At 69.8% G+C, this 22,575-nt stretch carries 17 protein-coding genes; 9 read left to right on the forward strand and 8 right to left on the reverse strand.

Features of this window, described 5'->3' with window-relative positions; translation table 11 throughout:
* The first annotated feature begins 499 nt into the window (after positions 1-499).
* Positions 500-1,390, forward strand: a complete 891-nt coding sequence (gene prmC, locus H566_RS0105320) for a peptide chain release factor N(5)-glutamine methyltransferase (protein WP_084544776.1) — start codon at positions 500-502, stop codon at positions 1,388-1,390.
* An 88-nt stretch (positions 1,391-1,478) separates the two neighbouring features.
* Here the strand turns inward: prmC and ftsY are convergent, their stop codons facing one another.
* Positions 1,479-2,798 carry a signal recognition particle-docking protein FtsY gene (ftsY, locus tag H566_RS23080; RefSeq protein ID WP_028310626.1) on the reverse strand — a complete coding sequence of 440 codons (1,320 nt, stop codon included), beginning with the start codon at positions 2,796-2,798 and terminating at the stop codon, positions 1,479-1,481.
* A 61-nt stretch (positions 2,799-2,859) separates the two neighbouring features.
* Between ftsY and rsmD the strand changes: the two genes are divergently transcribed.
* The 5 genes from rsmD (at position 2,860) to phoR (ending at position 7,994) form a co-directional block, all read left to right on the forward strand.
* Positions 2,860-3,513 carry a 16S rRNA (guanine(966)-N(2))-methyltransferase RsmD gene (gene rsmD / locus H566_RS23085; RefSeq protein ID WP_034410514.1) on the forward strand — a complete coding sequence of 218 codons (654 nt, stop codon included), beginning with the start codon at positions 2,860-2,862 and terminating at the stop codon, positions 3,511-3,513.
* A complete protein-coding gene (coaD, locus tag H566_RS0105335) occupies positions 3,510-3,989 on the forward strand; it encodes a pantetheine-phosphate adenylyltransferase (RefSeq protein WP_028310627.1) in 480 nt (159 codons plus the stop codon). Before rsmD ends, coaD begins: the two co-directional genes overlap by 4 nt.
* A 14-nt stretch (positions 3,990-4,003) precedes the next feature.
* On the forward strand, positions 4,004-4,291 hold the full coding sequence (locus H566_RS0105340) for a YfhL family 4Fe-4S dicluster ferredoxin (protein ID WP_028310628.1): 288 nt from the start codon (positions 4,004-4,006) through the stop codon (positions 4,289-4,291).
* Positions 4,292-4,900: 609 nt separating this feature from the next.
* Positions 4,901-6,613, forward strand: coding sequence for a glycosyltransferase family 39 protein (locus H566_RS23090; RefSeq protein ID WP_084544777.1), 1,713 nt, complete (start codon positions 4,901-4,903; stop codon positions 6,611-6,613).
* A gap of 61 nt (positions 6,614-6,674) precedes the next feature.
* Complete coding sequence (phoR, locus tag H566_RS0105350; protein WP_034410516.1) at positions 6,675-7,994, forward strand: phosphate regulon sensor histidine kinase PhoR; 1,320 nt, start codon at positions 6,675-6,677, stop codon at positions 7,992-7,994.
* A gap of 54 nt (positions 7,995-8,048) precedes the next feature.
* On the opposite strand, the gene H566_RS0105355 is transcribed toward phoR, so the two are convergent.
* The 5 genes from H566_RS0105355 to H566_RS0105375 all read right to left on the reverse strand — a co-directional run bounded on the left by H566_RS0105355 (position 8,049) and on the right by H566_RS0105375 (position 16,246).
* On the reverse strand, positions 8,049-9,716 hold the full coding sequence (locus H566_RS0105355) for a hypothetical protein (protein WP_028310630.1): 1,668 nt from the start codon (positions 9,714-9,716) through the stop codon (positions 8,049-8,051).
* Positions 9,717-9,883: 167 nt separating this feature from the next.
* Complete coding sequence (locus H566_RS0105360; RefSeq protein ID WP_028310631.1) at positions 9,884-10,174, reverse strand: hypothetical protein; 291 nt, start codon at positions 10,172-10,174, stop codon at positions 9,884-9,886.
* A 46-nt stretch (positions 10,175-10,220) separates the two neighbouring features.
* Positions 10,221-11,570, reverse strand: a complete 1,350-nt coding sequence (locus H566_RS0105365; protein WP_051378077.1) for an ammonium transporter — start codon at positions 11,568-11,570, stop codon at positions 10,221-10,223.
* 121 nt (positions 11,571-11,691) lie between these two features.
* Positions 11,692-12,138, reverse strand: a complete 447-nt coding sequence (locus tag H566_RS0105370) for an HIT family protein (protein ID WP_028310633.1) — start codon at positions 12,136-12,138, stop codon at positions 11,692-11,694.
* Between the two features lie 79 nt (positions 12,139-12,217).
* The gene (locus H566_RS0105375) at positions 12,218-16,246 is read right to left on the reverse strand and encodes a DUF3683 domain-containing protein (protein WP_028310634.1); all 4,029 of its coding nucleotides are present in this window, start codon (positions 16,244-16,246) and stop codon (positions 12,218-12,220) included.
* Positions 16,247-16,463: 217 nt separating this feature from the next.
* Here H566_RS0105375 and H566_RS0105380 point away from each other — a divergent pair, with 217 nt between their 5' ends.
* Positions 16,464-18,020 (forward strand): malonate--CoA ligase, encoded by a 1,557-nt coding sequence (locus tag H566_RS0105380; protein WP_028310635.1) that lies wholly within the window; start codon positions 16,464-16,466, stop codon positions 18,018-18,020.
* 344 nt (positions 18,021-18,364) lie between these two features.
* Here the strand turns inward: H566_RS0105380 and H566_RS23095 are convergent, their stop codons facing one another.
* Complete coding sequence (locus tag H566_RS23095; RefSeq protein WP_084544778.1) at positions 18,365-19,384, reverse strand: LysR family transcriptional regulator; 1,020 nt, start codon at positions 19,382-19,384, stop codon at positions 18,365-18,367.
* 128 nt (positions 19,385-19,512) lie between these two features.
* Here H566_RS23095 and H566_RS0105390 point away from each other — a divergent pair, with 128 nt between their 5' ends.
* Positions 19,513-19,812, forward strand: coding sequence for a hypothetical protein (locus tag H566_RS0105390; RefSeq protein WP_028310636.1), 300 nt, complete (start codon positions 19,513-19,515; stop codon positions 19,810-19,812).
* A gap of 253 nt (positions 19,813-20,065) precedes the next feature.
* Positions 20,066-21,886: a cation:proton antiporter domain-containing protein gene (locus H566_RS0105395; RefSeq protein ID WP_028310637.1), complete on the forward strand. Its 1,821-nt coding sequence runs from the start codon at positions 20,066-20,068 to the stop codon at positions 21,884-21,886.
* Positions 21,887-22,026: 140 nt separating this feature from the next.
* On the opposite strand, the gene H566_RS0105400 is transcribed toward H566_RS0105395, so the two are convergent.
* Complete coding sequence (locus H566_RS0105400) at positions 22,027-22,521, reverse strand: YqaA family protein (protein WP_051378080.1); 495 nt, start codon at positions 22,519-22,521, stop codon at positions 22,027-22,029.
* Positions 22,522-22,575 lie beyond the last annotated feature (54 nt).

Genomic DNA, 22,575 nt, shown 5'->3' on the forward strand with positions numbered 1-22,575 from the left:
GCGGCTTGTTTCGATCCGGACTCGCGCCCCTGCATGACGACCGCCGGGCAAGGCCATGCCGGAGCATGGGATGCGACTGACGGCGACCGGATCAGAAAGTTTCACTTCGATCACTTCACACTACCTGTAGTGTTTGTGGTTCGTCGATTCACTAATTGTAGTACCCCGGCCATTCCCTCGCAAGTTTGCCCGCCGGCCGGCGCGGGTCGGGATCAACCCCGATCGCCGGGCGTCCGGGCATGGCCGCGGGCTGCTCAAGACGCAGGCAGTCGCGGCGCTTTCCCTGCCGGTTCAATCGCTTGCGACGCGCCGGGCTGTGAATGAGCTGTGGATGAGCGTGGGACAATCGGTGCGCATCCTGTGTGGCGGCTGTGCGTGACCGGCCGGTTCGCGCCTGCCCGCATCCCGGTTCGCGGAAGACGGGCCGATGCGCTGCCTCCCGCCGCCGCCCGGCCGCGCGAGACCGGCCGGACGCCGGTCACACTAGTCACCCCGTTTCATGCCAGAGCGCCCCACCGTGGCCGACACCTCTTCCCTCCCCGCCGGCCAGGCCGGCACCGATGCCGCCACGCCAGCGACCACCGATTACCGCTCGCTGCTGCGCGCCTGCGGCCTCGAACGCGCCGACGCGATCGCGCTGCTCGTCCATGCCAGCGGACGCACGCGCACCTGGCTCGCGGCACATGACGACGAAGCCGTCGATGCGGCGACGCTGGCGCGCTTCGAAGCGCTGGCGGCGGCGCGGCTCGCGGGCGAGCCGGTCGCCTATCTCGTCGGCGAGCGCGAATTCTTTGGCCGCGCCTTCGCGGTGGATGCGCGGGTGCTGATCCCGCGTCCGGAAACCGAGCTGCTCGTGGAATGGGCGCTGTCGCATGCGCCGACGGGCGCGCGGGTGCTCGACCTCGGCACCGGCTCGGGCGCGATCGCGGTCACGCTCGCGGCCGAGCGGCCGGACCTGGAGGTGTGGGCGGTGGATGTGTCGGACGCGGCGCTGGCGGTCGCGGCGGGCAATGCGGCAAGGCATGCGCCGGGCCGGGTGCGGGTGCTGCGCAGCGACTGGTATTCGGCGCTGGCCGGCGAGCGCTTCGGGCTCGTCGTCTCGAATCCGCCCTACATCGCGGCAGGCGACCATCACCTCGGCGAAGGCGATCTTCGCTTCGAGCCGGTCGGCGCGCTCACCGACCACCGCGACGGGCTGAGCTGCATCCGCGCGATCGTCGCGGCCGTCGATGCGCATCTGCTGCCCGGCGGCTGGATCGGCATGGAACACGGCTGGGATCAGGGCACCGCCGTGCGCGGCATCCTGCAGGCGGGCGGACTGACCGAGGTGGCCAGCGAGCGCGACCTCGCGGGCATCGAGCGCATCGGCGTCGGACGCCGGCCGGGCTGATCGCCGGCGACATCCGCCGCACGCCGCACCGGCCATCAGTCCGGCCATCGGACCGGGCGGCGCGGCGGCAAGACGGTGCGCCCGGGCCTCAGCCCAGCAGCGCCTCGGCGAACTCGTCGGCCGAGAAGGCCTGGAGGTCTTCGAGCTTCTCGCCCACGCCGATGAAGTACACCGGAATCGGCCGCGCGATCTTGCTGCCCGGCAGGCCGCCGGCCGCGATCGCGCACAGCACGCCGCCCTTGGCCGTGCCGTCGAGCTTGGTGACGACCAGCCCAGTGAGGCCGAGCGCATCGTCGAAGGCCTTGACCTGCGCCAGCGCGTTCTGGCCCGTGTTGCCGTCGATGACGAGCAGCACCTCGTGCGGCGCGCCGACCATCGCCTTGGACGCGACGCGCTTCATCTTGCGCAGCTCGTCCATCAGGTGCAGCTGCGTGGGCAGGCGGCCCGCCGTGTCGGCGATGACCACATCGATGCCGCGCGCGGCACCTGCCTGGATCGAGTCGAACACCACCGCCGCCGGATCGCCGCTTTCCTGCGAGATGACGGTGACGTTGTTGCGCTCGCCCCAGATCTGGAGCTGCTCGCGCGCCGCCGCGCGGAAGGTGTCGCCAGCCGCCAGCAGCACCTTGCAGCCTGCGCCCTGCATGTGGCGCGCGAGCTTGCCGATGCTGGTCGTCTTGCCGGCGCCGTTCACGCCCGCGACCATCACCACGAGCGGGCGCGCTGCGTCGAGCACGAAGGGTCGCTCCAGCACGCGCAGGTGGTCGGCCAAGAGCTGGCGCAGCGCGACGCGCACCTGTTGGGCGTCGGTGATCTTGTCGTCCTTGACGCGGCGGCGCAGGCGTTCGAGCAGCAGTTCGGTCGCCTCGACGCCCGCATCGGCCATCAGCAGCGCGGCTTCGAGTTCCTCCAGCAGCGCATCATCGACCTTGGCGCCGACGAACAGCATCGAGATCGACTGGCCGGTGCGCGACAGGCCAGCCTTGAGACGGCCGAGCCAGGACTTGCGCTCGGCGGGCTGAGGCTCGGCCACAGGCGCGATCGCCTCGGCGGCGGGCACGGCGGAAACGATAGCCGCCGGTGCGGCGGCAGCCGGTGCGTTTGCCGCCACGGCAACGGGGGCCGGCGCGGGCACGGGCGACGCCGGCGCGCTGGCTGGCCGGGGCGCCGAGGACGTTGGCACGGTTGCTGGCGCGGGCGCACCGACGGGTTCAGCTGCCTTGTCGGGCACTGCCGCGGCGCCACCGGAGGCCGGCGCATCCACAGCAGGCGGGAATTGCCGCGCTATGGCCGGCGCCGGTGCGGGCGCGGGTTCGCTGGCGGCGGGCGGCGGAGTCTGGGGCTGCTCCGCGGCTGTCTTGTCGGCGGACTTGTCGCCAAAAAGCTTGCGCTTGAAGAATCCGAACATGGAAGGGTCGCCGCAGGGTAATCGGCAATTCTAGCCGAGCGCCCCGCCTAGAATCGCGGCAATGAATTCACCCCGACAACCGGCCCGCGCCCCGCGCCAGGCCACTGCCGGCGCCAGCCACCGCGTGCGCATCATCGGCGGCCGCTGGAAGCGCACCCCCATTCCCGTGCCCGACGGCGAAGGCCTGCGCCCCACGCCCGACCGCGTGCGCGAGACGCTGTTCAACTGGCTCGGCCAGGAGCTCGACGGTCTCGACTGCCTCGACCTCTTTGCCGGCAGCGGCGCGCTCTCGTTCGAGGCTGCCTCGCGTGGTGCCGCGCGCGTCGTCTGCCTCGATCGCTCGCGTGGCGCCATCACCTCCATCCGCACCCTCGCCGCAAAGCTCGGCGCGACCATGCTCGTGCCGATCTGCGGCGACGCCCTCGCCCATGCAGAGCGCGCGGCGCGCGACGGCGAGCGCTTCGACCTCGTCTTCCTCGACCCGCCGTTCCGCGATCAGTGGATCGAGCGCTGCCTGCCGCTCGCCGTCCGACTGTTGCGTCCGGGCGGACGCATCTACGTCGAGGCCGAGCACGACATCAATGAACTGGCCATCGGCAATGGCCTGACGGTGAGCCGCCACGATCGCGCAGGACAAGTCCACTATCATCTTTTGTCCTTCCCGGCGGCCGACGGCTCCGGGTCCGATCCGCTCTCTGGGAGCCAGCCCACATGATCACCGCGGTCTATCCGGGCACGTTCGACCCCCTGACCCGTGGCCACGAAGACCTCGTCAGGCGCGCCTCGGGCCTGTTCGAGCGCGTCATCGTCGGCGTCGCCGACAGCGCCAACAAACGTCCCCTGTTCACCCTCGACGAGCGCGTCGAGATCGCGCGCGAAGTTCTCTCGCATTACCCCAATGTCGAAGTCGCCCCGTTCAGCGGCCTGCTCAAGGATTTCGTCCGCGCTCAGGGCGCGCGCGTCATCGTGCGCGGACTGCGCGCGGTCAGCGACTTCGAGTACGAATTCCAGATGGCCGGCATGAACCGCTATCTGCTGCCCGACGTCGAGACCCTGTTCCTCACGCCGAGCGACCAGTACCAGTTCATCTCCGGCACGATCGTGCGCGAGATCGCCCAGCTCGGCGGCGACGTGTCCAAGTTCGTCTTCCCCAGCGTCGAACGCTGGCTCAGCCAGCGCGCCAAGCGCTGATCACGCCCGAAGCCATGGCGCTGAAGATCACCCACGAATGCATCAATTGCGACGTCTGCGAGCCGGTCTGCCCCAACGCGGCTATCTCGATGGGCGCCGAGATCTACGAGATCGACCCGGCCCGCTGCACAGAATGCGTCGGTCATCACGACGAACCGCAATGCCAGATCGTCTGCCCGGTGCAATGCATCCCGCACGACCCGGCGCACGTCGAGAGCAATGAGACGCTCGCGGACAAGGCCGAACGGCTCAAGCAGAAAGCCACGACGACCGCAAGCGCCCCGCACGAAGGCAGCGCCTGAAGCGCGGCGCGGCAGAGCCGCATGCCGCCCCGACCGGCCGGGCGACGCCACCGTCCGTCGCGGAAACAGGCAAAAAAAAGCCGTCGGTCGTTTATCGACCGACGGCTGGAATTGTCGGGCGCCTACGATCAGCGCTTGCCTTCAGACCTCGCTACCCGACATCGTGGAGAACCGCAGCCGTCATTCCGCGCCGTCTCGTCGTCGCGAAAATGACACAAAGGTTGTAATTGTCACAACGCTTGGCCAGTCGAGAAGATAGCAGCAAGCGGCATGCCACGACAGCCCCACCGTGCGATCACCGGCTGTTCGGATCAGCTGGAGCCGAGACCCCTGATGCTCGTGGCTGGCAACACCGCAAAGACCCCAATGGAAGCGCCAACGACTCGCTCGCACCGACAAGGAATGTGACAGTTCGTCAGCGCAATCCTACAAACCCAGCCTTGTTCGACCGATTGCGACAAAGGTCGCACTTGTAGAATCCGCGCGCGGCGCCGCATGAAACCGTCGGTACCGCCCCCTGGCCGATCTGCATCGGTCGGCAGGCCTTCCCAACAGGTTTTCCGTCCGGCGCCGGACCGCGCCTCCCCTGCGCGCAGGCGCCTGCCGACAATGTTCACCAACCTCCTGCGGTCATTCATGACCAGCCTCGGCCTCGCTCAAACCGATGGCCGCGGCATCGCCGCCCTGCCCCGCCCGTGGCGCGCGAACGCCTGGCAATCCATCGGCTGGACCCGCGCCGCGAGCTGGACCCTGTTCTGGACACTCGGCCTGTATGTGCTGTTCTGCTACGGCGATGTCGCACTCAGCAACGACGAGCCGGTACAGCACACCTACGGCCAGTTGCTGCTCGACTTCTACCGCTCGGGCTTCGAAGACCAGTTCGTCTTCGGCTACAAGAATCTCTACCTCTACGGCGGCCTGTTCGATCTGGTCGCGGCTTGGCTGGCGAGCGCGCTCGACGTGCGCGGCGCCACCGTCTGGGAGCTGCGTCATCTGCTCTCCGGGCTGTTCGGGCTGTTCGGCATGGTGGGCGTATGGCGTCTCGGCCGGCATGTCGCGAGCGAGAAGGTCGGCGTCGTGGCGGCGCTGCTGCTGGCGCTGACCGGCGCCTGGACCGGCGCGCTGTTCACCCACACCAAGGACGTGCCCTTCGCGGCCTTCATGACCTGGGCGCTGTACTACACCGTGCGCATCGCGCCGCTGCTGCCGCGCGTGCCGCTCGGCCTGTCTGTCAAGCTCGGGCTCGCGATCGGCGCCGCCTTCGGCATGCGCGTGGGCGCGGCCTTCGCGGTGATGTACGTGCTGCTGACCGTCGCGCTGGCGCTGGTGCTGGTCGCCACCGGCGATCTCAAGGCACGCGCGCAGTTCGCCCTGCGCTCGGTGGTCACGCTGCTGCCGGCGGCGGTGGCCTGTCTCGCGCTGACCGGTCTGTGCTGGCCCTGGGCGGTGATGGACCTCGACCATCTGGCCGAGGCGGCGCGCACCTTCTCGCATTTCTCCTTCGGCATGTACACGGTGCTCGACGGGCAGCCGCTGGCGCTCGACCAGGTACCCGGCCGCTATCTGCCGACCTACTTCCTCGTGCGCATGCCCGAGGTGGTGCTGGCTGGTCTGGCTGCCCTGCTGTGGTGGGGCGCGGCAGCCATCCGCCACTGGCGCCCGGCGGCGGCCGACGACCGTCTGCGCGCGCTGGTGCTGTTTCCGGTGGTATTCGCGCTGGCATTCCCGCTCGCCTTTGCCTGGCTGAAGGCGCCGCCGCTCTACAACGGCCTGCGGCATTTCCTGTTCATCGTGCCGGTGGCGGCGGTGCTGGCGGCGCTCGGCTGGCATCTGGCCTGGCGCGCGATGCTGCGCCGGCCGGTGGCACCGTGGGCGTTGGTCGCAACGCTGTGTGGCCTCTGCCTGTCGCAATCGGTCCTGCTCGCGCGGCTCCATCCCTACGAGTACGTGGCCTACAACACGGTGTTCGGTGAAGGCACGGCCCGGGCGGTGACGCAGTACGAGGGCGACTACTGGTCCACTTCGCTGCGCGAGCTGTCGGGTCAGCTCAACGAGTTCGTGCGGCGCGAGGGCAAGACGGTGCGCGAGCCGTATCAGGTGGCGGTCTGTGCCGAGGGTGCGCAGGCGGCCGCCTATCTGTCACCGCAGTTCCGCGTCACGCGCGACTGGCGACGTGCCGACTTCTTCCTCGCCATCACCCAGCTCGACTGCGCGGGCGCGCTCAAGGGCGACGTGATCGGCAAGGTCGATCGCCTCGGCGCGACGCTTTCGGTGCTGAAGGACCGCCGCACCCTGCCGAGCTGGCTGCGCAACCCGCGTTGACACGATCGGGGCCGGTTGCCACGGCTACCATTCGGGCTTTCGCTTCGCGGCAGCCCTTCTGATGCAAAGTCATTTCAAGTTCCTGCTGATCGCCAGCTTCGTCGCCGCGCTCGTCGCGAGCCTCGGGCCGGCGGTGGGCTTCGGCTTCGGCTTCGCACTGGCCTTCGCGGCCTGGATGTACGGCGCCCAGCGGCTGGCTCGACTCGAGCGCTGGCTCGACGATCCGGAACAGCCGGTTCCGCACGGCATCGGCATGTGGGACGACGTGTTCGCGCTGCTCTATCGCCAGCGCCGCGCGCACCAGCGCCAGCTGCATCAGGTGACGAACGCACTCCTCAGCTTCCGCCGCGCGGCCCAGGCGCTGCCCGAAGGCGTGGTGACGCTCACGCATGACAACCACATCGCCTGGTGCAACGCGAACGCGGCATCGATGCTCGGCCTGAAGCTGCATACCGATACCGGCGCCGCCATTACCAACCTCGTGCGCAGCCCGGAGTTCGCCCACTACCTCGACCAGGGCGACTGGAGCCGTCCCCTGTCGCTGCGCGTGATGCGCGATACCGCGCGGCTCTATTCGATCCAGCTCGTCGAGTACGGCGAGAGCCAGCGTCTCCTGCTCGCGCGCGACATCACGCAGATGGACCGGCTCGAAACCATGCGCCGCGACTTCGTGGCCAACGTCTCGCACGAACTCAAGACGCCGCTCACGGTGCTGGCCGGCTTTCTCGAAACGCTCATCGAGCACGAGATGCCGCCCGAGCAGCAGCGGCATTTCCTCAACCTCATGAACGACCAGGCGACGCGCATGCGTCATCTGGTGGGCGATCTGCTCACGCTGTCGGCGCTCGACGCCGGTACCGACGCGCCGCGCGACGCGAGTGTCGAACTCGATCCGCTGCTCGACAAGCTCGCGCAGATGGCGCGCTCGCTCAGCGGCGGGCGGCACGAATTCGACTTCGCGCTCGAACCGGGCATCTCGCTGCTCGGCGTCGAGGGAGAGATTGCAAGCGCTTTCGAGAACCTGATCTCGAACGCGATCCGCTACACGCCCGACGGTGGCACGGTGCGCGTGCGTCTGTTCGCGCCTCCCGCGCCCGAGGGGCAGCTGCCCGAGGTGCGCTTTGCCGTGAGCGATACCGGCATCGGCATCGCGCCCCAGCACATCCCTCGGCTGACCGAGCGCTTCTACCGCGTCGATCGCGGCCGCTCGCGTGAGACGGGCGGTACCGGACTGGGACTGGCGATCGTCAAGCACGCGCTTTCGCGCCACGAAGCCCAGCTCAACATCACGAGCGAGGTCGGCGTGGGCACGACGATGACGGCGGTGTTTCCGCCCCAGCGCGTCGCGCGCGTGCGGCGCGAACCGGCGCGGGTGGCCTGAGCCGAGCCGACCGGCAGGTCGCGGGAGACGACCGGAGGGCGCCCCGGCGCCGGATCACCCCAGCTCGGTGAAGCTCGCCTGATCGAAATCCAGACCGCGGAACAGCAGCTTGCCGAGCCGGATGCGGCGCGCGCGGCCGTCATGCACGAACTCCGTCTCGCTTCCTTCGCGCCAGCGGCCGACCGGCAGCACCAGCGCGAGCGAGGCGTCGTCGGCCGCACCGGGCGGCACGAGCAGGAAGGCATCTTCGAGCGTGTTGCCGTCGAGCTTGATGCTGACCACCGTCGGCACGCCGCGCAGCAGGCGCAGCCGCAGCGTCTGGCCCGCGACCACGCCGGACTCGGGCATCGTCTGTGCCACCGCCTCGACCACCGCGAACAGCGGCGGCACGCGCGCGGCGTCGCCGAAGCGCACCGCGACGAGATGATCGTGATTGAGGCGCGGCATGGCGGCGTCGCGCCGGCACTGAAGGCCGGTCGCGTTCTCGCCGTCGATCTGCCACAGCTCGGCGGCAGCAAACACGAGATCGAGCTGGCGCCGCGCCGAATCCGCGCCGCCCACGGCCGCGACACGGTCGACGTCATGCCTGCGGTACTGATAGACCGAAGCACCGCGATCGACCAGCGCCCCGCCGGCCTGCCGTCCGCCCTTGTTCAGCGCGCCGAGCATGCGGTGCAGCGTCGGCACCACCATCGCCTGCGGCGCGATCGGCTTGCGCCAGACCGCCGGCGGCGCGGCCGGCGTGCGCCAGCGGTCGGCGAGCCGGTTGAGCACGGTGACGAGCACGCTGGACGTGAGCCGGCGCGTGAGGCCGAGGCTGGCCGGCGCCATGCCCGCGCCCAGTTCGGCGGTGTAGCGCTTGATCGCGTCGAGCATCGGGCGGGTGTCTAGCCTGAAGGTCTCGACGGCGGTCGCGCGCACCGACGGCCAGACCGAGGCGTCGGCGGCGGTGTCGCCCGAATCGACGCGCAGCTTGATCTTGTGCGCGTTGCGCAGCGCGAGATCGCGCGCGACCTCGTATTCGGCGAGCGTGAGCGCGCGCGGATCGGCCAGCGCCACGAAGGCGACGGTCGCGGCGGCGGCGCGCGGCGTGAGCATGATTTCGGGATAGGCCGGATCGCTCACCGGCGCATCGACCGCGGCGTGCTGGCGCGCGAGCTTGGCCAGCCGCACCAGCAGATCCCAGTCGCGCGCGGGCAGATCGACTCGCGCGCGCAGGCACCAGAGCATGGCCTGCATCTGCGCCACGATCGCGCGCTGCACGGCAATCACGCGCGGCGAGACACTGCGCTGCTGGGGGCCGAACACCGCCAGCACATCGGGCGGCGGCGGCACCTCGCGCCCCCGGCGATCGACCTGGGGCTCGCGCGTGGGCGATGCCTGCGGCACGTCGGGCATGCTCTCGATCAGGCGCGCATAGGCGTCACGCAGCGCGCCGATGATGCGCAGCGCCTTGAGCAGGCCGCCGGACTGGATCTCGTCAAGCGGCAGCGCCCGGCCCGACGCCTCGCGGGCATGCGCCCGCAGCGCCTCGATCAGCGGCAGGCGCAACGTCTCGAGCGCGGCCAGCGGCGCAATGCCCGATTGCGGCCCGACACCGACCGCCGCGATGCCGGCTTCCGCCTGATCGATCCAGCGCTCCGGGTCCTGCGAGAGGGCACGGTTGAGCCAGAGCTGAACCGCGGTCGAGTCGGTGAAAAGGTTGTTGTCGGTGGAGGCCACGCCCGGGTTTCCTGCGCGAAACAGCCGACCGGCGAACCCGGTCTGTGCGCGGCTAGTGTCGCGTATTCGGCCCGGCGCCGCAGGCGGAAAAGCCCTGCGGCGAGCCGACCGGCCAGCAGCGCCCGCTCAGCGCGAGCGCGTCCAGGCGGCGGACAGGCGGCCGAAAGTCAGCGCAAGCTGCCGACGTAGCGCCCCTGGGTCGGCGTGCCGGCCATGTCCTGCGCGCGCCGCGAAGCGGCAGCGCCACCGTTCCTGAAAACGGCCGCCTCCAGCCGCGCCGCGATGGCGTCGAGTTCGCCATCGTCGGCCGCGCGGGCCACGCGCAACACCTCGCGCGCGTAGTCGGCATTGCTCGCCATCCATTCGGTGTCGGTCACGCGGCCGGTCTTGCGGCGCAGCGCCACATGCATGCGCGCCGCGATCGCGAGGGTGTTGCTGTCGATCTCGCTGCTATCCATCGATGGTCTCCCAGATCACTTCGACAGTCCGTCGCGGGGACGGCATTCAGGCCACCTGTTCGCCGTGCAGCGCCAGGTCGAGGCCGGTGTCCTCGGCCTCTTCGCTCACGCGCAGGCCAATCGCCAGGTCGACGAGCTTGAGCAGCACGACCGACATCGCGAAGCTGAAGGCCAGGGTCGCGAAGGCCGCGATCGCCTGCGTGAGCATGTCGGCCTTGAGGCCCGACATGTGCGGATCGTTGAACACGCCCGTGAGCAGCGCGCCGATCAGTCCGCCGATGCCGTGGATGCCGAACACGTCGAGCGCGTCATCCACGCCGAGCACACGCTTGAGCTGGGTCGCGCCCCAGAAGCAGCCGATGCCCGCCAGCAGGCCGATGCCCATCGCCGCCCCCACGCCCACGAAGCCCGAGGCCGGCGTGATCGCCACCAGCCCCGCCACCACTCCCGAGCAGGCGCCGAGTAGCGTGACCCGGCCCTTCGCCATCCATTCGACCGCCATCCAGCTGAGCGCCGCCGTTGCCGCCGCCACATGCGTGACCACCATCGCCATCGCCGCGCGGCCGTCGGCCGCGAGCGCCGAACCGGCATTGAAGCCGAACCAGCCCACCCACAGCAGCGCCGCGCCGGTCATCGTGAAACCGAGGTTGAAGGGCACGAAGGCCTCCTGGCCGTAGCCGCGCCGCGGCCCGAGCATCCAGGCGCAGGCCAGACCCGCCGCGCCCGCGTTCACGTGCACCACCGTGCCGCCCGCAAAATCGAGCGCGCCCAGGCCCGCGAGCCAGCCGCTCGGCTCCCACACCCAGTGCGCGACCGGCACGTACACCAGCAGCGACCACAGCGAGAGGAAGGCCAGCATCGCGCCGAAGCGCATGCGTTCGGCGAAGGCGCCGATGATCAGCGCCGGCGTGATGATCGCGAAGCTGAGCTGGAACATCAGGAACACCGGCTCGGGAATCGACGGCGCGAGATGGCTCACGCTCAGGCGCGCCGATTCCTTCAGATAGACCAGGTCATGCAGCAGCGCCCGTTGCAGGCCACCGATGTAGGGCGTGCCACCCGGCGTGAAGGCGAGGCTGTAGCCGATGACGGCCCAGATGAGCGTGACCGAGGCACAGCATGCAAGCGTGTGCAGGCAGACCGACAGCACGTTCTGCCGCCGGACCATGCCGGCATAGAACAGCGCGAGGCCCGGCAGCGTCATGAGCAGCACGAAGGCCGTGGCAACCAGCATCCAGGCGGTGTCGCCCGCGCTGATCGCATCGAAGCCGACCACGAAGGGCTGGGTCGGCACATCGTCGGCCCGCGCGGCGAGCGGAAGAAGCAATGCACTTGATGCGGCGAGCGCGCCGAGGCGCCCGCATCCCTTGGTTTCCAGATGAGTTCTTCTTTGCATGGAGCGTCGGGGAAGGTCCGACGCAAGCCGCGCCGGTGGCCAGGCGGGCGCTGCGGCCCGACCCTAGAAAAGATCCGACCGACTTCAGCAAGCTCCATGCCCTTGCCGTGGGCTTTCGGACTCAGGCGAGTCCTAGCGCCTCGACAAGCTTTTCCGTGAAGTAATTCACGCGACTCCCTGCGGCGGTGCAGCACTCGCCGGCCTGTGTGCGCCGTGCCGGTGCCCAGATCGCGTCCGGATAGTGGGTGTCGTCGGCAAAGCGCGGGATCACATGCCAGTGCAGATGCGGCACCACCGTGCCGAATGCGGCGAGGTTGATCTTGGCCGGCACAAGCACGTCGAGCGCGACGCGCTCGATGGTCGCGATCACCTCCATGAGCGCGACGCGGTCGGCCGCCGGCAGCTCGCTGAACTCGCGCACATGCGCGTTCCAGATCACGCGCACATAGCCGGGAAAGCCGCTGTCCTCGACGAGGATGAGGCGCCATTTGGCCGTGCGCAGCAGCAGCCGGCCGCCGTCGCCCTCGCAGAGCGGGCAGCCGGCGGCGAAGGCGGTTGCGGCGGGCATCGGCGCGACCGCAGGCCCGACCGTGGCCGTGGCCTGGCCTGCGGCCGCATGGCCGGCGCCCGCCGGCATCACGCGCGCTTCAGACGAGCACACGTTCGATCCCGCCGTTGTTGGCTGCCTTCACGTACTCGGGCAGCCAGTCGTTGCCGAGCAGGTGTTTGGCCATCTCGATGACGACGTAGTCGGCCTTGGTGTCCGAGTCCTCGTCGTAGCGCGTGAGGCCCTGGAGGCAACTCGGGCAGCTGGTGAGGATCTTCACGTCGCCGGTGAAGCCGTCGGCGCGCAGCTTGTCGGCCTGGGCGCGCATCGACTCTTCCTTGCGGAAGCGCACCTGGGTGGCGATGTCGGGCCGCGTCACGCCGAAGGTGCCGCTCTCGCCGCAGCAGCGGTCGTTCTTCGCGATCTTCGTGGCGTCGGCGGTCGTGATGAGCGAGTTCACCGTCTTGAGCGGGTCCTGGAGCTTCATCGGCGTGTGGCAGGGGTCGTGATACATGTAACGCGTGCCCTGCACGCCCTCCAGCTTCACGCCCTTCTCCATCAGGTACTCGTGGATGTCGACGATGCGGCAGCCCGGGAAGATCTTCTCGAATTCATACGTGGCGAGCTGGTCGTAGCAGGTGCCGCAGCTCACCACCACCGTCTTGATGTCGAGGTAGTTGAGCGTGTTGGCGACGCGGTGGAACAGCACGCGGTTGTCGGTCTGGATCTTCTCAGCCTTGTCGGCCTGGCCGGCGCCGCGCTGCGGATAGCCGCAGCACAGATAGCCCGGCGGCAGCACGGTCTGCACGCCCACATGCCAGAGCATCGCCTGCGTCGCGAGCCCCACCTGCGAGAACAGCCGCTCCGAGCCGCAGCCCGGGAAGTAGAAGACGGCCTCGGTATCGGGCGTCGTCTTCTTCGGGTCGCGGATGATCGGGACGATCTCGTTGTCCTCGATGTCGAGCAGCGCGCGCGCCGTCTTGGTCGGCAGGCCGGCCGGCAGCTTCTTGTTCACGAAGTGGATGACCTGCTCGCGGATCGGCGGGCGGCCGCCGTCGGTGGCGGGCGGATGGCCGGTCTGCTTGCGCGTGAACTTCTTGAGCAGGTCGTTGGCGAAACGCTGGGCCTTGAAGCCGATGCCGACCATCGCCGCGCGCGTCATCTTGATCGTGTCGGGGTCGGTCGCGTTCAGGAAGAACATCGCCGCCTTGCTGCCCGGATTGAACTTGCGCTTGCCCAGCTTGGTGAGCAGGTTGCGCATGTTCATCGACACGTCGCCGAAGTCGATCTTCACCGGGCAGGGCGTGACGCACTTGTGGCAGACCGTGCAATGGTCGGCCACGTCCGAAAACTCGTCCCAGTGCTTGATGCTCACGCCGCGCCGCGTCTGCTCCTCGTACAGGAAGGCTTCGATCAGCAGCGAGGTCGCGAGGATCTTGTTGCGCGGGCTGTAGAGCAGGCTCGCGCGCGGCACGTGCGTGGCGCACACGGGCTTGCACTTGCCGCAGCGCAGGCAGTCCTTGACGCTCGCCGCGATGGCGCCGATGTCGCTCTGCTGCATGATCAGCGACTCATGCCCCATGAGGCCGAAGCTCGGCGTATAGGCATGCGTGAGGTCGGCCGGCGCCATCGGCCTGCCGTCCTCGACGAAGCTGTGGCCGCGCAGCAGCTTGCCCTTGTTGAACCTGCCTTGCGGATCCACCTTCTGCTTGTATTCGGTGAACGGGCGCAGCTCCTCGTCGGTGAGGAATTCCAGCTTGGTGATGCCGATGCCGTGCTCGCCCGAGATCACGCCGTCGAGCGAGCGCGCCAGCGTCATGATCCGCGCGACCGCCTCGTTGGCGGTCTGGAGCATCTCGTAGTCGTCGCTGTTGACGGGGATGTTGGTGTGCACGTTGCCGTCGCCCGCGTGCATGTGCAGCGCGACGAACACCCGGCCGCGCAGCACCTTCTTGTGCGTGGTCTCGAACAGCTTGAGGGTCGGATCGAAGGCCGCGCCGCCGAAGATGCGGCGGAATTCGGCGCGGATCTCCTTCTTCCAGCTCACGCGGATCGTGCGGTCCTGCACGAGATCGAACACGCGCACGTTCGGCCGCACCGCGATGCGCGGGCCGAACACATCGAGCAGATGGTCGTAGCCGTGGCGCACCAGATCGGCCTGGGCCTCGGCCAGCCTGCGGTCGAGCGAGCCGAGCACGAAGCTCCATCGCGCATGCACCTTTTCGATCAGCTCGCGCGCTTCCTGCGCCCGGTTCTCGATGATGTCGGCGCTCGGCAGGTCGGCCGCGTCGTCGGTCTTGCCGAGCGGCAGCTCGCCCTGCAACAGACGGTCGAGTTCGGCCACGAGCTTGAGCTTGTTGCGGATGCTCAGCTCGATGTTGATGCGCTCGATGCCGTCGGTGTACTCGTCCATCCGGTGCAGCGGGATGACGACGTCTTCATTCACCTTGAAGGCGTTGGTGTGGCGGCTGATCGCGGCGGTGCGCGAACGGTCGAGCCAGAACTTCTTGCGCTGCTCGGGGCTCACGGCGATGAAGCCTTCGCCCACGCGCGTGTTGGCGATGCGCACGACCTCGCTGGCCGCCGCCGCCACGGCGTTCTCGTCGTCGCCGACGATGTCGCCGAACAGCGCCATCTTGGGCAGGCCGCCGCCGTGCGCCTTGCTCTTGGTCGCGTAGCCGACCGCGCGCAGATAGCGCTCGTCGAGGTGCTCCAGGCCCGCGAGCATCACGGGCGCCATGCCCTCGGGCGCGCCCTTGCGGGTCTGCGCGTCGAGGTAGTCCTTGATCTCGACGATGCTCGGGATCGCGTCGCGCGCCTGACCGAAGAACTCCAGGCACACGGTGCGCACATGCTTGGGCATGCGGTGCACGACCCAGCGCGCGGCGGTGATGAGGCCGTCGCAGCCTTCCTTCTGCACGCCCGGCAGGCCGGCGAGGAACTTGTCGGTCACGTCCTTGCCGAGGCCGGTCTTGCGGAAGCGCGCGCCGTCGATGTTGAGCGTGGTCGTGCGGATGATCTCGCCCGCGCCCGGCGGCTGGGTGCCGTCGCGCCAGACGAGTTCGAAGATCACGTCCTTGGCGTCATGGATCTTGCCGAGGTTGTGGTTGATGCGCGTGACCTCGAGCCAGTTGCCGCTCGGGTCCACCATGCGCCACCACGCGAGGTTGTCGAGCGCCGTGCCCCAGAGCACCGCCTTCTTGCCGCCCGCGTTCATCGCGATGTTGCCGCCGATGCAGCTCGCCTCGATGGACGTCGGGTCCACGGCAAACACGAAGCCCGCCGAGTCGGCAGCCTCGGCCACGCGCTTGGTCACGACGCCGGCTTCGGAATACACGGTCGGCACCGGCCGGCCGAGGCCGGGCAGATCGACCATCTCGACCGCGCTCATCTTTTCGAGCTTCTCGGTGTTGATGACGGCCGACCACGGCGTGAGCGGCACGGCGCCGCCGGTGTAGCCCGTGCCGCCGCCGCGCGGGATGACGGTGAGGCCGCAGTCGAAGCAGGCGCGCACGAGCGGCGCCATCTCGGCCTCGTTGTCGGGCGTGAGCACGACGAAGGGATATTCGACGCGCCAGTCGGTCGCGTCGGTCACATGCGACACGCGCGACAGGCCGTCGAACTTGATGTTGTCCTTCGCGGTGATGCGGCCGAGCTTGCCGAGCACCTCGCGCCGCTTGGCGCCCACGCGCTCGAAATCGGCCGCGAACTGCTCGATCGCCGCGCTGGCCGAGGTCACGAGCGAGGCCACGAGCGCATCGCGCCCGGCATCGCCGCCGCCGCGCCGCGACTCGATGCCGCGCACGCGGTGCCAGAGCGCGTCGATCAACGCCTTGCGGCGCCTGGGGTTGTCGAGCAGGTCGTCCTGCAGATAGGGATTGCGCTGGACGACCCAGATGTCGCCGAGCACCTCGAACAGCATGCGGGCGCTGCGGCCGGTGCGGCGTTCTCCGCGCAGGGCTTCGAGCGTTTCCCAGGCTGTCTCGCCGAGCAGGCGGATGACGATTTCGCGGTCGGAGAAGGACGTGTAGTTGTACGGGATCTCGCGCAGGCGCGGTCGCTCGGCGGCCGGCTGCCCCGGCACGTCGGCGGTGCCCGGCACCGCGGTGAGGCTGTGGGGAGCGTTCATGGCGTTTGATAATCCTCAAAAAATCATTCTAGCTTGCGGTCCCGCAACGGCTTTCCGGCGGTAAACGCGCGCTTCCCGTCGCGAGCGGAACAGCGGGCTGCGGCGCGATGTGTTTGATCGACGCTCGGCGCACCCGCCCGTCACCGACCTTCCGATCCGCGTTGCCCGCCCGCCTCGGCAAGCCTCGCCGACGCCCCGCCAATACCAAGACCGACCGATGAGCAATCTCTACTCGATCCTCGAAGCCAACTTTCCCGCCGACCGCTCGGCCTGCGCGATCGAGTCGCGCGGCGCGGGCGAGCCGCTGTTCTACAGCTGGGCCGACCTGCATCACGGCAGCGGCCGCATCGCCAATCTGCTCGCCGCGCTGAACCTGCCCGCCGGCAGCCGCCTCGCCGCCCAGGTGGACAAGTCGGTCGAGGCGCTGATGCTCTACCTCGCCTGCCTGCGCGCCGGCATCGTCTACGTGCCGCTCAACACCGCCTACCGCAAGGCCGAGGTCGAGTACTTCATCGGCGACGCGAAGCCGGCGGTGGTGGTGTGCACGCCGGCCAACTTCTCGTGGGTGGGCAAGGCGGCGTTCTGCGGCGGCGCCGAGGTGGTGTACACGCTCGGCGACGACCGCGGCGGCACCCTGCTCGACCGCGCCGCCCATCATGCCGACGACTTCGTGACGGTCGATCGCGCCGACGCCGACCTCGCCGTGCTGCTCTACACCTCCGGCACCACCGGCCGCAGCAAGGGCGCGATGCTCAGCCACGGCAACATGGCGAGCAACGCGCTCGCGCTGCGATCGCTCTGGGGCTGGCACCTCGCGCCCGACGGCACGCCGGCCGAACGCGACACCCTGCTGCATGCGCTGCCGCTGTTCCACATCCACGGCCTGTTCGTCGCGGCGCACGGCGCGCTCATCGCCGGCGCGAAGCAGATCTTCCTGCCCAGGCTCGACCCCGCCGCCATCCTCGATCTGCTGCCGCGCTGCACGGTGATGATGGGCGTGCCCACCTACTACGTGCGCCTGCTGGCCGAGCCCGGCCTCACGCCCGAACGCTGCGCCGGCATGCGCCTGTTCGTGAGCGGCTCGGCGCCGCTGCTCAAGGAGACCTTCGAGCTTTGGCGCGAGCGCACCGGCCACGTCATCCTGGAGCGCTACGGGATGAGCGAGACGGTCATGAACACCTCCAACCCGTATGACGGCGACCCGGCGCTGCGCAAACCCGGCACCGTCGGCCCGGCCATTCCCGGCGTGGGCGTGCGCGTGGTGGACGGCCGAACCGACCAGCCCCTGCCCGCCGGCGAGATCGGCGACATCCAGATCAGTGGCCCCAACGTCTTCGGCGGCTACTGGCAGATGCCCGACAAGACCGCCGAGAGCTTCACCGCCGACGGCTGGTTCCGCACCGGCGACGTGGGCCGCCTCGACGACGACGGTTATCTGAGCATCGTCGGCCGCAGCAAGGATCTGATCATCACCGGCGGCTACAACGTCTATCCGAAGGAGATCGAGAGCTTCATCGACGAGATGCCGGGCGTGGCCGAGTCGGCGGTGATCGGTGTGCCGCATGCGGACTTCGGCGAGGCGGTGGTGGCGGTGGTCGTGCCGCGCCCGGACGCGGTGGTGGACGAGGCGGCGCTGATCGCGGCGCTCAAGGCCGGCATCGCCAACTACAAGGTGCCCAAGCGCGTGTTCACGGTGGACGAACTGCCGCGCAACACGATGGGCAAGGTGCAGAAGAACCTGCTGCGCGAGCGCTTCGGGGCCGGCGCGGACTGAAGCCGTGGACGCCCTCCGGGGTGGCGACGTGGTCGGCTGCGGGCAGGCATGAGCGGGCGGCGGGCCGGTCATCCATTCGTGTAACGAATGTGCGGTCGCAGCAACTCGCTGAAACATCCGCCAGATCATTCACACCGCTTATATGACCGATTCACAAGATTCAGTTCCGCGATGGAAGGGCGGTCTTTACAGTTCGTTCCGTCTCCTCCTCCGACTCGGTCCGCAACAGCGAACCGGGTCGTTTTTTTTGGTGGGTCCGGTCCGCGCGCCGTCATCGCGCCAAGCCGTGACGCAGCCATCCGCCACGGCGCTCGCGGCATGCGCCGTGAAGCCGCCCCGCCGCTTCAGCCATCTCCCTCGTCACCCGTCGCGGCCAGCAGGCCGGTCGCCATCCCTGCCTCGTGCTCCGGCCCGGCCAGATCCTCGGGCAGATGCACGTCCGCGCCCGCCTCCACCAGCACGCCGCGCAGCCAGGCCAGCGCCGGGTCGTGGCGGTTGCGCGCATGCCAGACCGATTCCACCGACACCCGCTCCAGCGCGATCGGCAGCGGCCGCACCGCAAGCCGGTCGGCAAAGCCCGTGGTCGGCACGAAGGTGCGCGGCAGCAGCGTGAGCAGGTCGGAACTCGCCACCACCCGCGCACCCGTGAAGAACTGGTTGACCGTCAGCATGATCCGGCGCTGGCGCCCGGCCGCAGCCAGCGCCTCGTCCACGAAGCCGTGCGCCCGCCCCGAGAAGCTCACCAGCAGGTGATGCGCCGCGCAGTAGGCATCGAGCGTGAGCGCGCCCGGCCGCGCGAGCGGATGGTCGGCGCTCATCACGCAGACGTATTCGCTTTCATAGATCTGGTCGCGCCGCAGCGGCGACAGTTCGCCATCGCGCGCGACCGCCGCGAACACGTCGGGAAAGTAGCCGACCGCGAGATCGCATTCGGCGCGGTCGAGCAGCGGGCGCGGATCGCGCGAGGTGAGCGGCACGAGTCGCAGGTTGATCTGCGCGTTGGCGCGCTCGATGCGCTGGACGACGGCGGGCATGAGCGTGGCGGCGGTCACGTCGGCCATCGCGAGGCGGAAGACGCGGCGCGACTGGGCCGGGTCGAACTTGTCGGGCGCGATCAGCTCGCGCAACCGGGCCAGCGCGTCGCGCACCTCGGGCCAGAGCGCGTCGGCGCGCGGCGTCGGCACCATGCCGGCGCCGCTGCGCACGAGGAGCTGGTCGCCGAGCGCCTCGCGCAGCCGGCGCAGCGCATTGCTCACGGCGGGCTGGGTCATCGCAAGCTGCTCGGCGGCGCGGGTGAGATTGCGCTCCGCCATGACGGCGTCGAACACGCGCAGCAGGTTGAGGTCGAGGGTGCGGAAGTTCATGGCGGGATTCGTTTCGTGAATGCCGGACATTCGCATGATTCAGTTCCGGCATATCGAGGGTAAACCCCATACTGCGTCGCATCACGAACTTCGACGCCGATCTCCGACGTCACAACCGGAGCCGCACCATGAAGCACAGCATCGAACACCCCGCCGTCCACGTCGCCGACGCGAGCATCAACGTCTGGCACGCGCTGAGCGAATGCCTGAGCGAGGCGGGCCAGAACTTCCGCCACTGGTTCTCGGCCGGCCTCGGCAACCCCTTCACCGCCGAAGCCGACATGCGCGACGACATCGCCTATGTGCGCGAACTGGCCGACGACCTCGCCGCCACCGACCGCGGCCTCGCCGATGACCTCTACGCAGCCGCCGACCGCGCCGAGCGGGCGAACAGCCGCGCCGGCCTCAGGCTCGCCGCGCATCACTGAGCACGCGGGCGCCGGCCCGGATGGCCGGCAGCGATCGATCACGGGGCGCTTCGGCGCCCCGTTTTCATTGGCGCGGCGATCGTGATCGACCCGCGTCCGATCGGCGCCCGGTTCTTCTCGCGCGCGGGCAGCCGCCGGGTGCCGGCCCGGACCGCGATTCGCGGCGCTCCGTCCCGCCGATTGATCGAACGCGAAGCATGTAAGGCCGGCGACAGCTACCCTCGCCGCTCCCTTCCTCCTCAAGCCGACCGCCGTGCCCGATCACGCCCCCCTCGGCTATCTGCGCGAGACCCTGCTGTTTCTCGCGCTCGCCGGCATCCTCATCCCGCTGCTGCAACGCTGGCGCGTCAACCAGACCCTCGGCTTCATCGCCACCGGCGTGGTGGTCGGGCCGCACGGGCTCGGGCGCTTCGCGGCCAAGCTGCCGGCGCTCGGGCTGCTGAGCTTTCCGCACCCGGAGGCGGTGGGCGCGCTGGCCGAGCTGGGCGTGCTCTTCCTGATGTTCATGATCGGGCTGGAGCTGTCGGCCGAGCGGCTGTGGAGCCTGAGGCGCTGGGTGTTCGGCGGCGGCATCGCCCAGGTGGTGGCGAGCGCGGCGGCGATCGGCGGACTGGCCTGGCTGTTCGGCAATCCGCCGCGCGTGGCGCTGCTGCTCGGCTGCACGCTCGCGCTGTCGTCCACGGCGGTGGTGATGCAGTCGATGACCGAGCGCCGCACCCTCGCCACGCCGCTCGGGCAGGCCGGCTTCTCGATCCTGATGCTGCAAGACCTCGCGGTGGTGCCGCTGCTCATCCTCGTGGGCGTGCTGGCCGACCTCGCGCCGGGCGCCGTGCAAGCGATTGCAGCGCCGGGCGGCGACGCCGGCTGGCTCTCGCCCGGCCTCGCCGCCGCGCTCGACAGCCTCGGCATGGCGCTGCTGCGCTCGACGCTGGCGCTCGCGCTGTTCGCGCTGCTCGGCCGGCGCGTGCTGCGGCCGGTGTTTCGCTCCTTCGCGCAGCAGCGTTCGCCCGACGCCTTCATGGCGCTGACGCTGCTGTGCACGCTCGGCAGCGCGGCGCTCACGGGCGCGCTCGGGCTGTCGCTCGCGCTCGGCGCCTTCCTCGCCGGGCTGCTGCTGGCCGAGACCGAGTTCCGCCACGAGGTGGAGGTGACGGTCGAGCCCTTTCGCGGGCTGCTGATGGGGCTGTTCTTCATGTCGGTCGGCATGGGCATCGACCCGCTCGCGCTGCTGCGCGACCCGCTCTGGCTGCCGCTGTCGGTGCTCGGGCTGTTCGCGATCAAGGCGGTGGTGGTGGCGCTGGTGCTGCGCGCGGGCGGCCTCGACTGGGGCCGCGCGGCCGAGGGCGGGCTGCTGCTCGGCCAGGGCGGCGAGTTCGCGTTCATCGTCATCGGCGACGCGCTCGCGCGCGGCCTGCTCGACGAGAAGCTGAGCCAGTTCATGCTGCTCGTGGTGAGCCTGAGCCTGTTCGCCACGCCCTTCGCGGCGCGGCTGGGCGAGCGGCTGGCGCGGCTGTGGGACGCGCGCCGGGGCGCCGCCGACGAGCCGGCCGGCAACGTGGACGGCGCCGCGCCCGGCGCGATGGCCGGGCATGTGGTGATCGCCGGCTACGGACGCATCGGCCAGCTCGTCGCGCGCATGCTCGCGGGCCGCGAGGTGCCGTGGATTGCCGTCGAGAGCGACGCGCGCCGCGCCGCCACGCATCACGCCGAGGGGCTGCCCGTGTACTACGGCAACGCGGCGCGCGCCGAGCTGCTCGGCAAGCTCGACGCCGCGCATGCGACCGCCATCGTCGTCACGATGGACCAGCCCGCCGCCGCCCTGCACGCGGTGCGCGCCATGCGCGCCGCCTGCCCGCATGTGCCGATCTACGCCCGCTCGCACGACGCCGCGCATGCGGTGGAACTGCGCCGCGCCGGCGCGACGGCGGTGGTGCCGGAGGCGCTGGAGGCGGGCTTGCAGATCGCGGCGCGGGTGCTGGACACGCTGGGTGTGGGGGAGGTAGAGACGGCGCGGCTGGTGGAGGTAGAGCGGGAGCGGGAGATGGGGGCGATTCAGGCGGGGCGGTCGTCCTAAGCGTGACCGGCGAAGCGGTGCTGCCCGCCCTGAAGTCGTGTCGCGTGAGAGCGGCTTGAATCCGCGCCTGTCATTGCCTTCCGGAGAAAGCGGTGGCTCGGGCGCCACTGATGAATGAATCGATCATTTGCCCGGCAATCTCAAATCAACCAGTCCGCCCCCAGCGCAATCCCCACATACCGCAGCGCCTTCCCCACCGCGATCCACCCCGCCGCCGCCCAAGCATCCACCTTCAGCCACCCGGCCACGATCACCAGCAGATCGCCAATCCACGGCACCCATGCAAAGAACAGCAGCTTCGCCCCGAGCGCCTCGAACCAGGCCACATGCCGGTCGAACTGCGGCGGGTGCGGCACGCGCTTGCCGACGCGGCCGAGCCAGTAGGTCGTGAGGCTGCCGAGCGTGTTGGCCACCGTCGCCACCGCGATCGCGAGCCAGAACTCATGCGGCCGCGCGGCGATCACCGCGAGCAGCACTGCCTCGCTCGCCAGCGGCACGAGGCTGGCCGCGACAAAGGCCGCCAACGCGAGCGCGACCAGGCCCTGCTGCGGCACCGCGAGCCACTCGAGCAACCAGTGCAGCAGGTCGTCGGCACTTGGCAGCAGGTCGGTGACGGACGAGAGGGAATCGAACATGGCGACGCGGCGGACAGACAAAGGGCCGCCAGCATAGGCGCGTCCGGCGCGGCA

Origin of the sequence: Derxia gummosa DSM 723, from assembly GCF_000482785.1 — a bacterium.
Taxonomy (GTDB): domain Bacteria; phylum Pseudomonadota; class Gammaproteobacteria; order Burkholderiales; family Burkholderiaceae_E; genus Derxia; species Derxia gummosa.

Excerpts from the sequence above, each read along its gene's own strand:
- prmC (WP_084544776.1), top strand. The coding sequence starts at position 500 with ATGCCAGAGCGCCCCACCGTGGCCGACACCTCTTCCCTCCCCGCCGGC.
- ftsY (WP_028310626.1), bottom strand. The coding sequence starts at position 2,798 with ATGTTCGGATTCTTCAAGCGCAAGCTTTTTGGCGACAAGTCCGCCGAC.
- rsmD (WP_034410514.1), top strand. The coding sequence starts at position 2,860 with ATGAATTCACCCCGACAACCGGCCCGCGCCCCGCGCCAGGCCACTGCC.
- coaD (WP_028310627.1), top strand. The coding sequence starts at position 3,510 with ATGATCACCGCGGTCTATCCGGGCACGTTCGACCCCCTGACCCGTGGC.
- H566_RS0105340 (WP_028310628.1), top strand. The coding sequence starts at position 4,004 with ATGGCGCTGAAGATCACCCACGAATGCATCAATTGCGACGTCTGCGAG.
- H566_RS23090 (WP_084544777.1), top strand. The coding sequence starts at position 4,901 with ATGTTCACCAACCTCCTGCGGTCATTCATGACCAGCCTCGGCCTCGCT.
- phoR (WP_034410516.1), top strand. The coding sequence starts at position 6,675 with ATGCAAAGTCATTTCAAGTTCCTGCTGATCGCCAGCTTCGTCGCCGCG.
- H566_RS0105360 (WP_028310631.1), bottom strand. The coding sequence starts at position 10,174 with ATGGATAGCAGCGAGATCGACAGCAACACCCTCGCGATCGCGGCGCGC.
- H566_RS0105365 (WP_051378077.1), bottom strand. The coding sequence starts at position 11,570 with ATGCAAAGAAGAACTCATCTGGAAACCAAGGGATGCGGGCGCCTCGGC.
- H566_RS0105370 (WP_028310633.1), bottom strand. The coding sequence starts at position 12,138 with ATGCCCGCCGCAACCGCCTTCGCCGCCGGCTGCCCGCTCTGCGAGGGC.
- H566_RS0105375 (WP_028310634.1), bottom strand. The coding sequence starts at position 16,246 with ATGAACGCTCCCCACAGCCTCACCGCGGTGCCGGGCACCGCCGACGTG.
- H566_RS0105380 (WP_028310635.1), top strand. The coding sequence starts at position 16,464 with ATGAGCAATCTCTACTCGATCCTCGAAGCCAACTTTCCCGCCGACCGC.
- H566_RS23095 (WP_084544778.1), bottom strand. The coding sequence starts at position 19,384 with ATGAACTTCCGCACCCTCGACCTCAACCTGCTGCGCGTGTTCGACGCC.
- H566_RS0105390 (WP_028310636.1), top strand. The coding sequence starts at position 19,513 with ATGAAGCACAGCATCGAACACCCCGCCGTCCACGTCGCCGACGCGAGC.
- H566_RS0105400 (WP_051378080.1), bottom strand. The coding sequence starts at position 22,521 with ATGTTCGATTCCCTCTCGTCCGTCACCGACCTGCTGCCAAGTGCCGAC.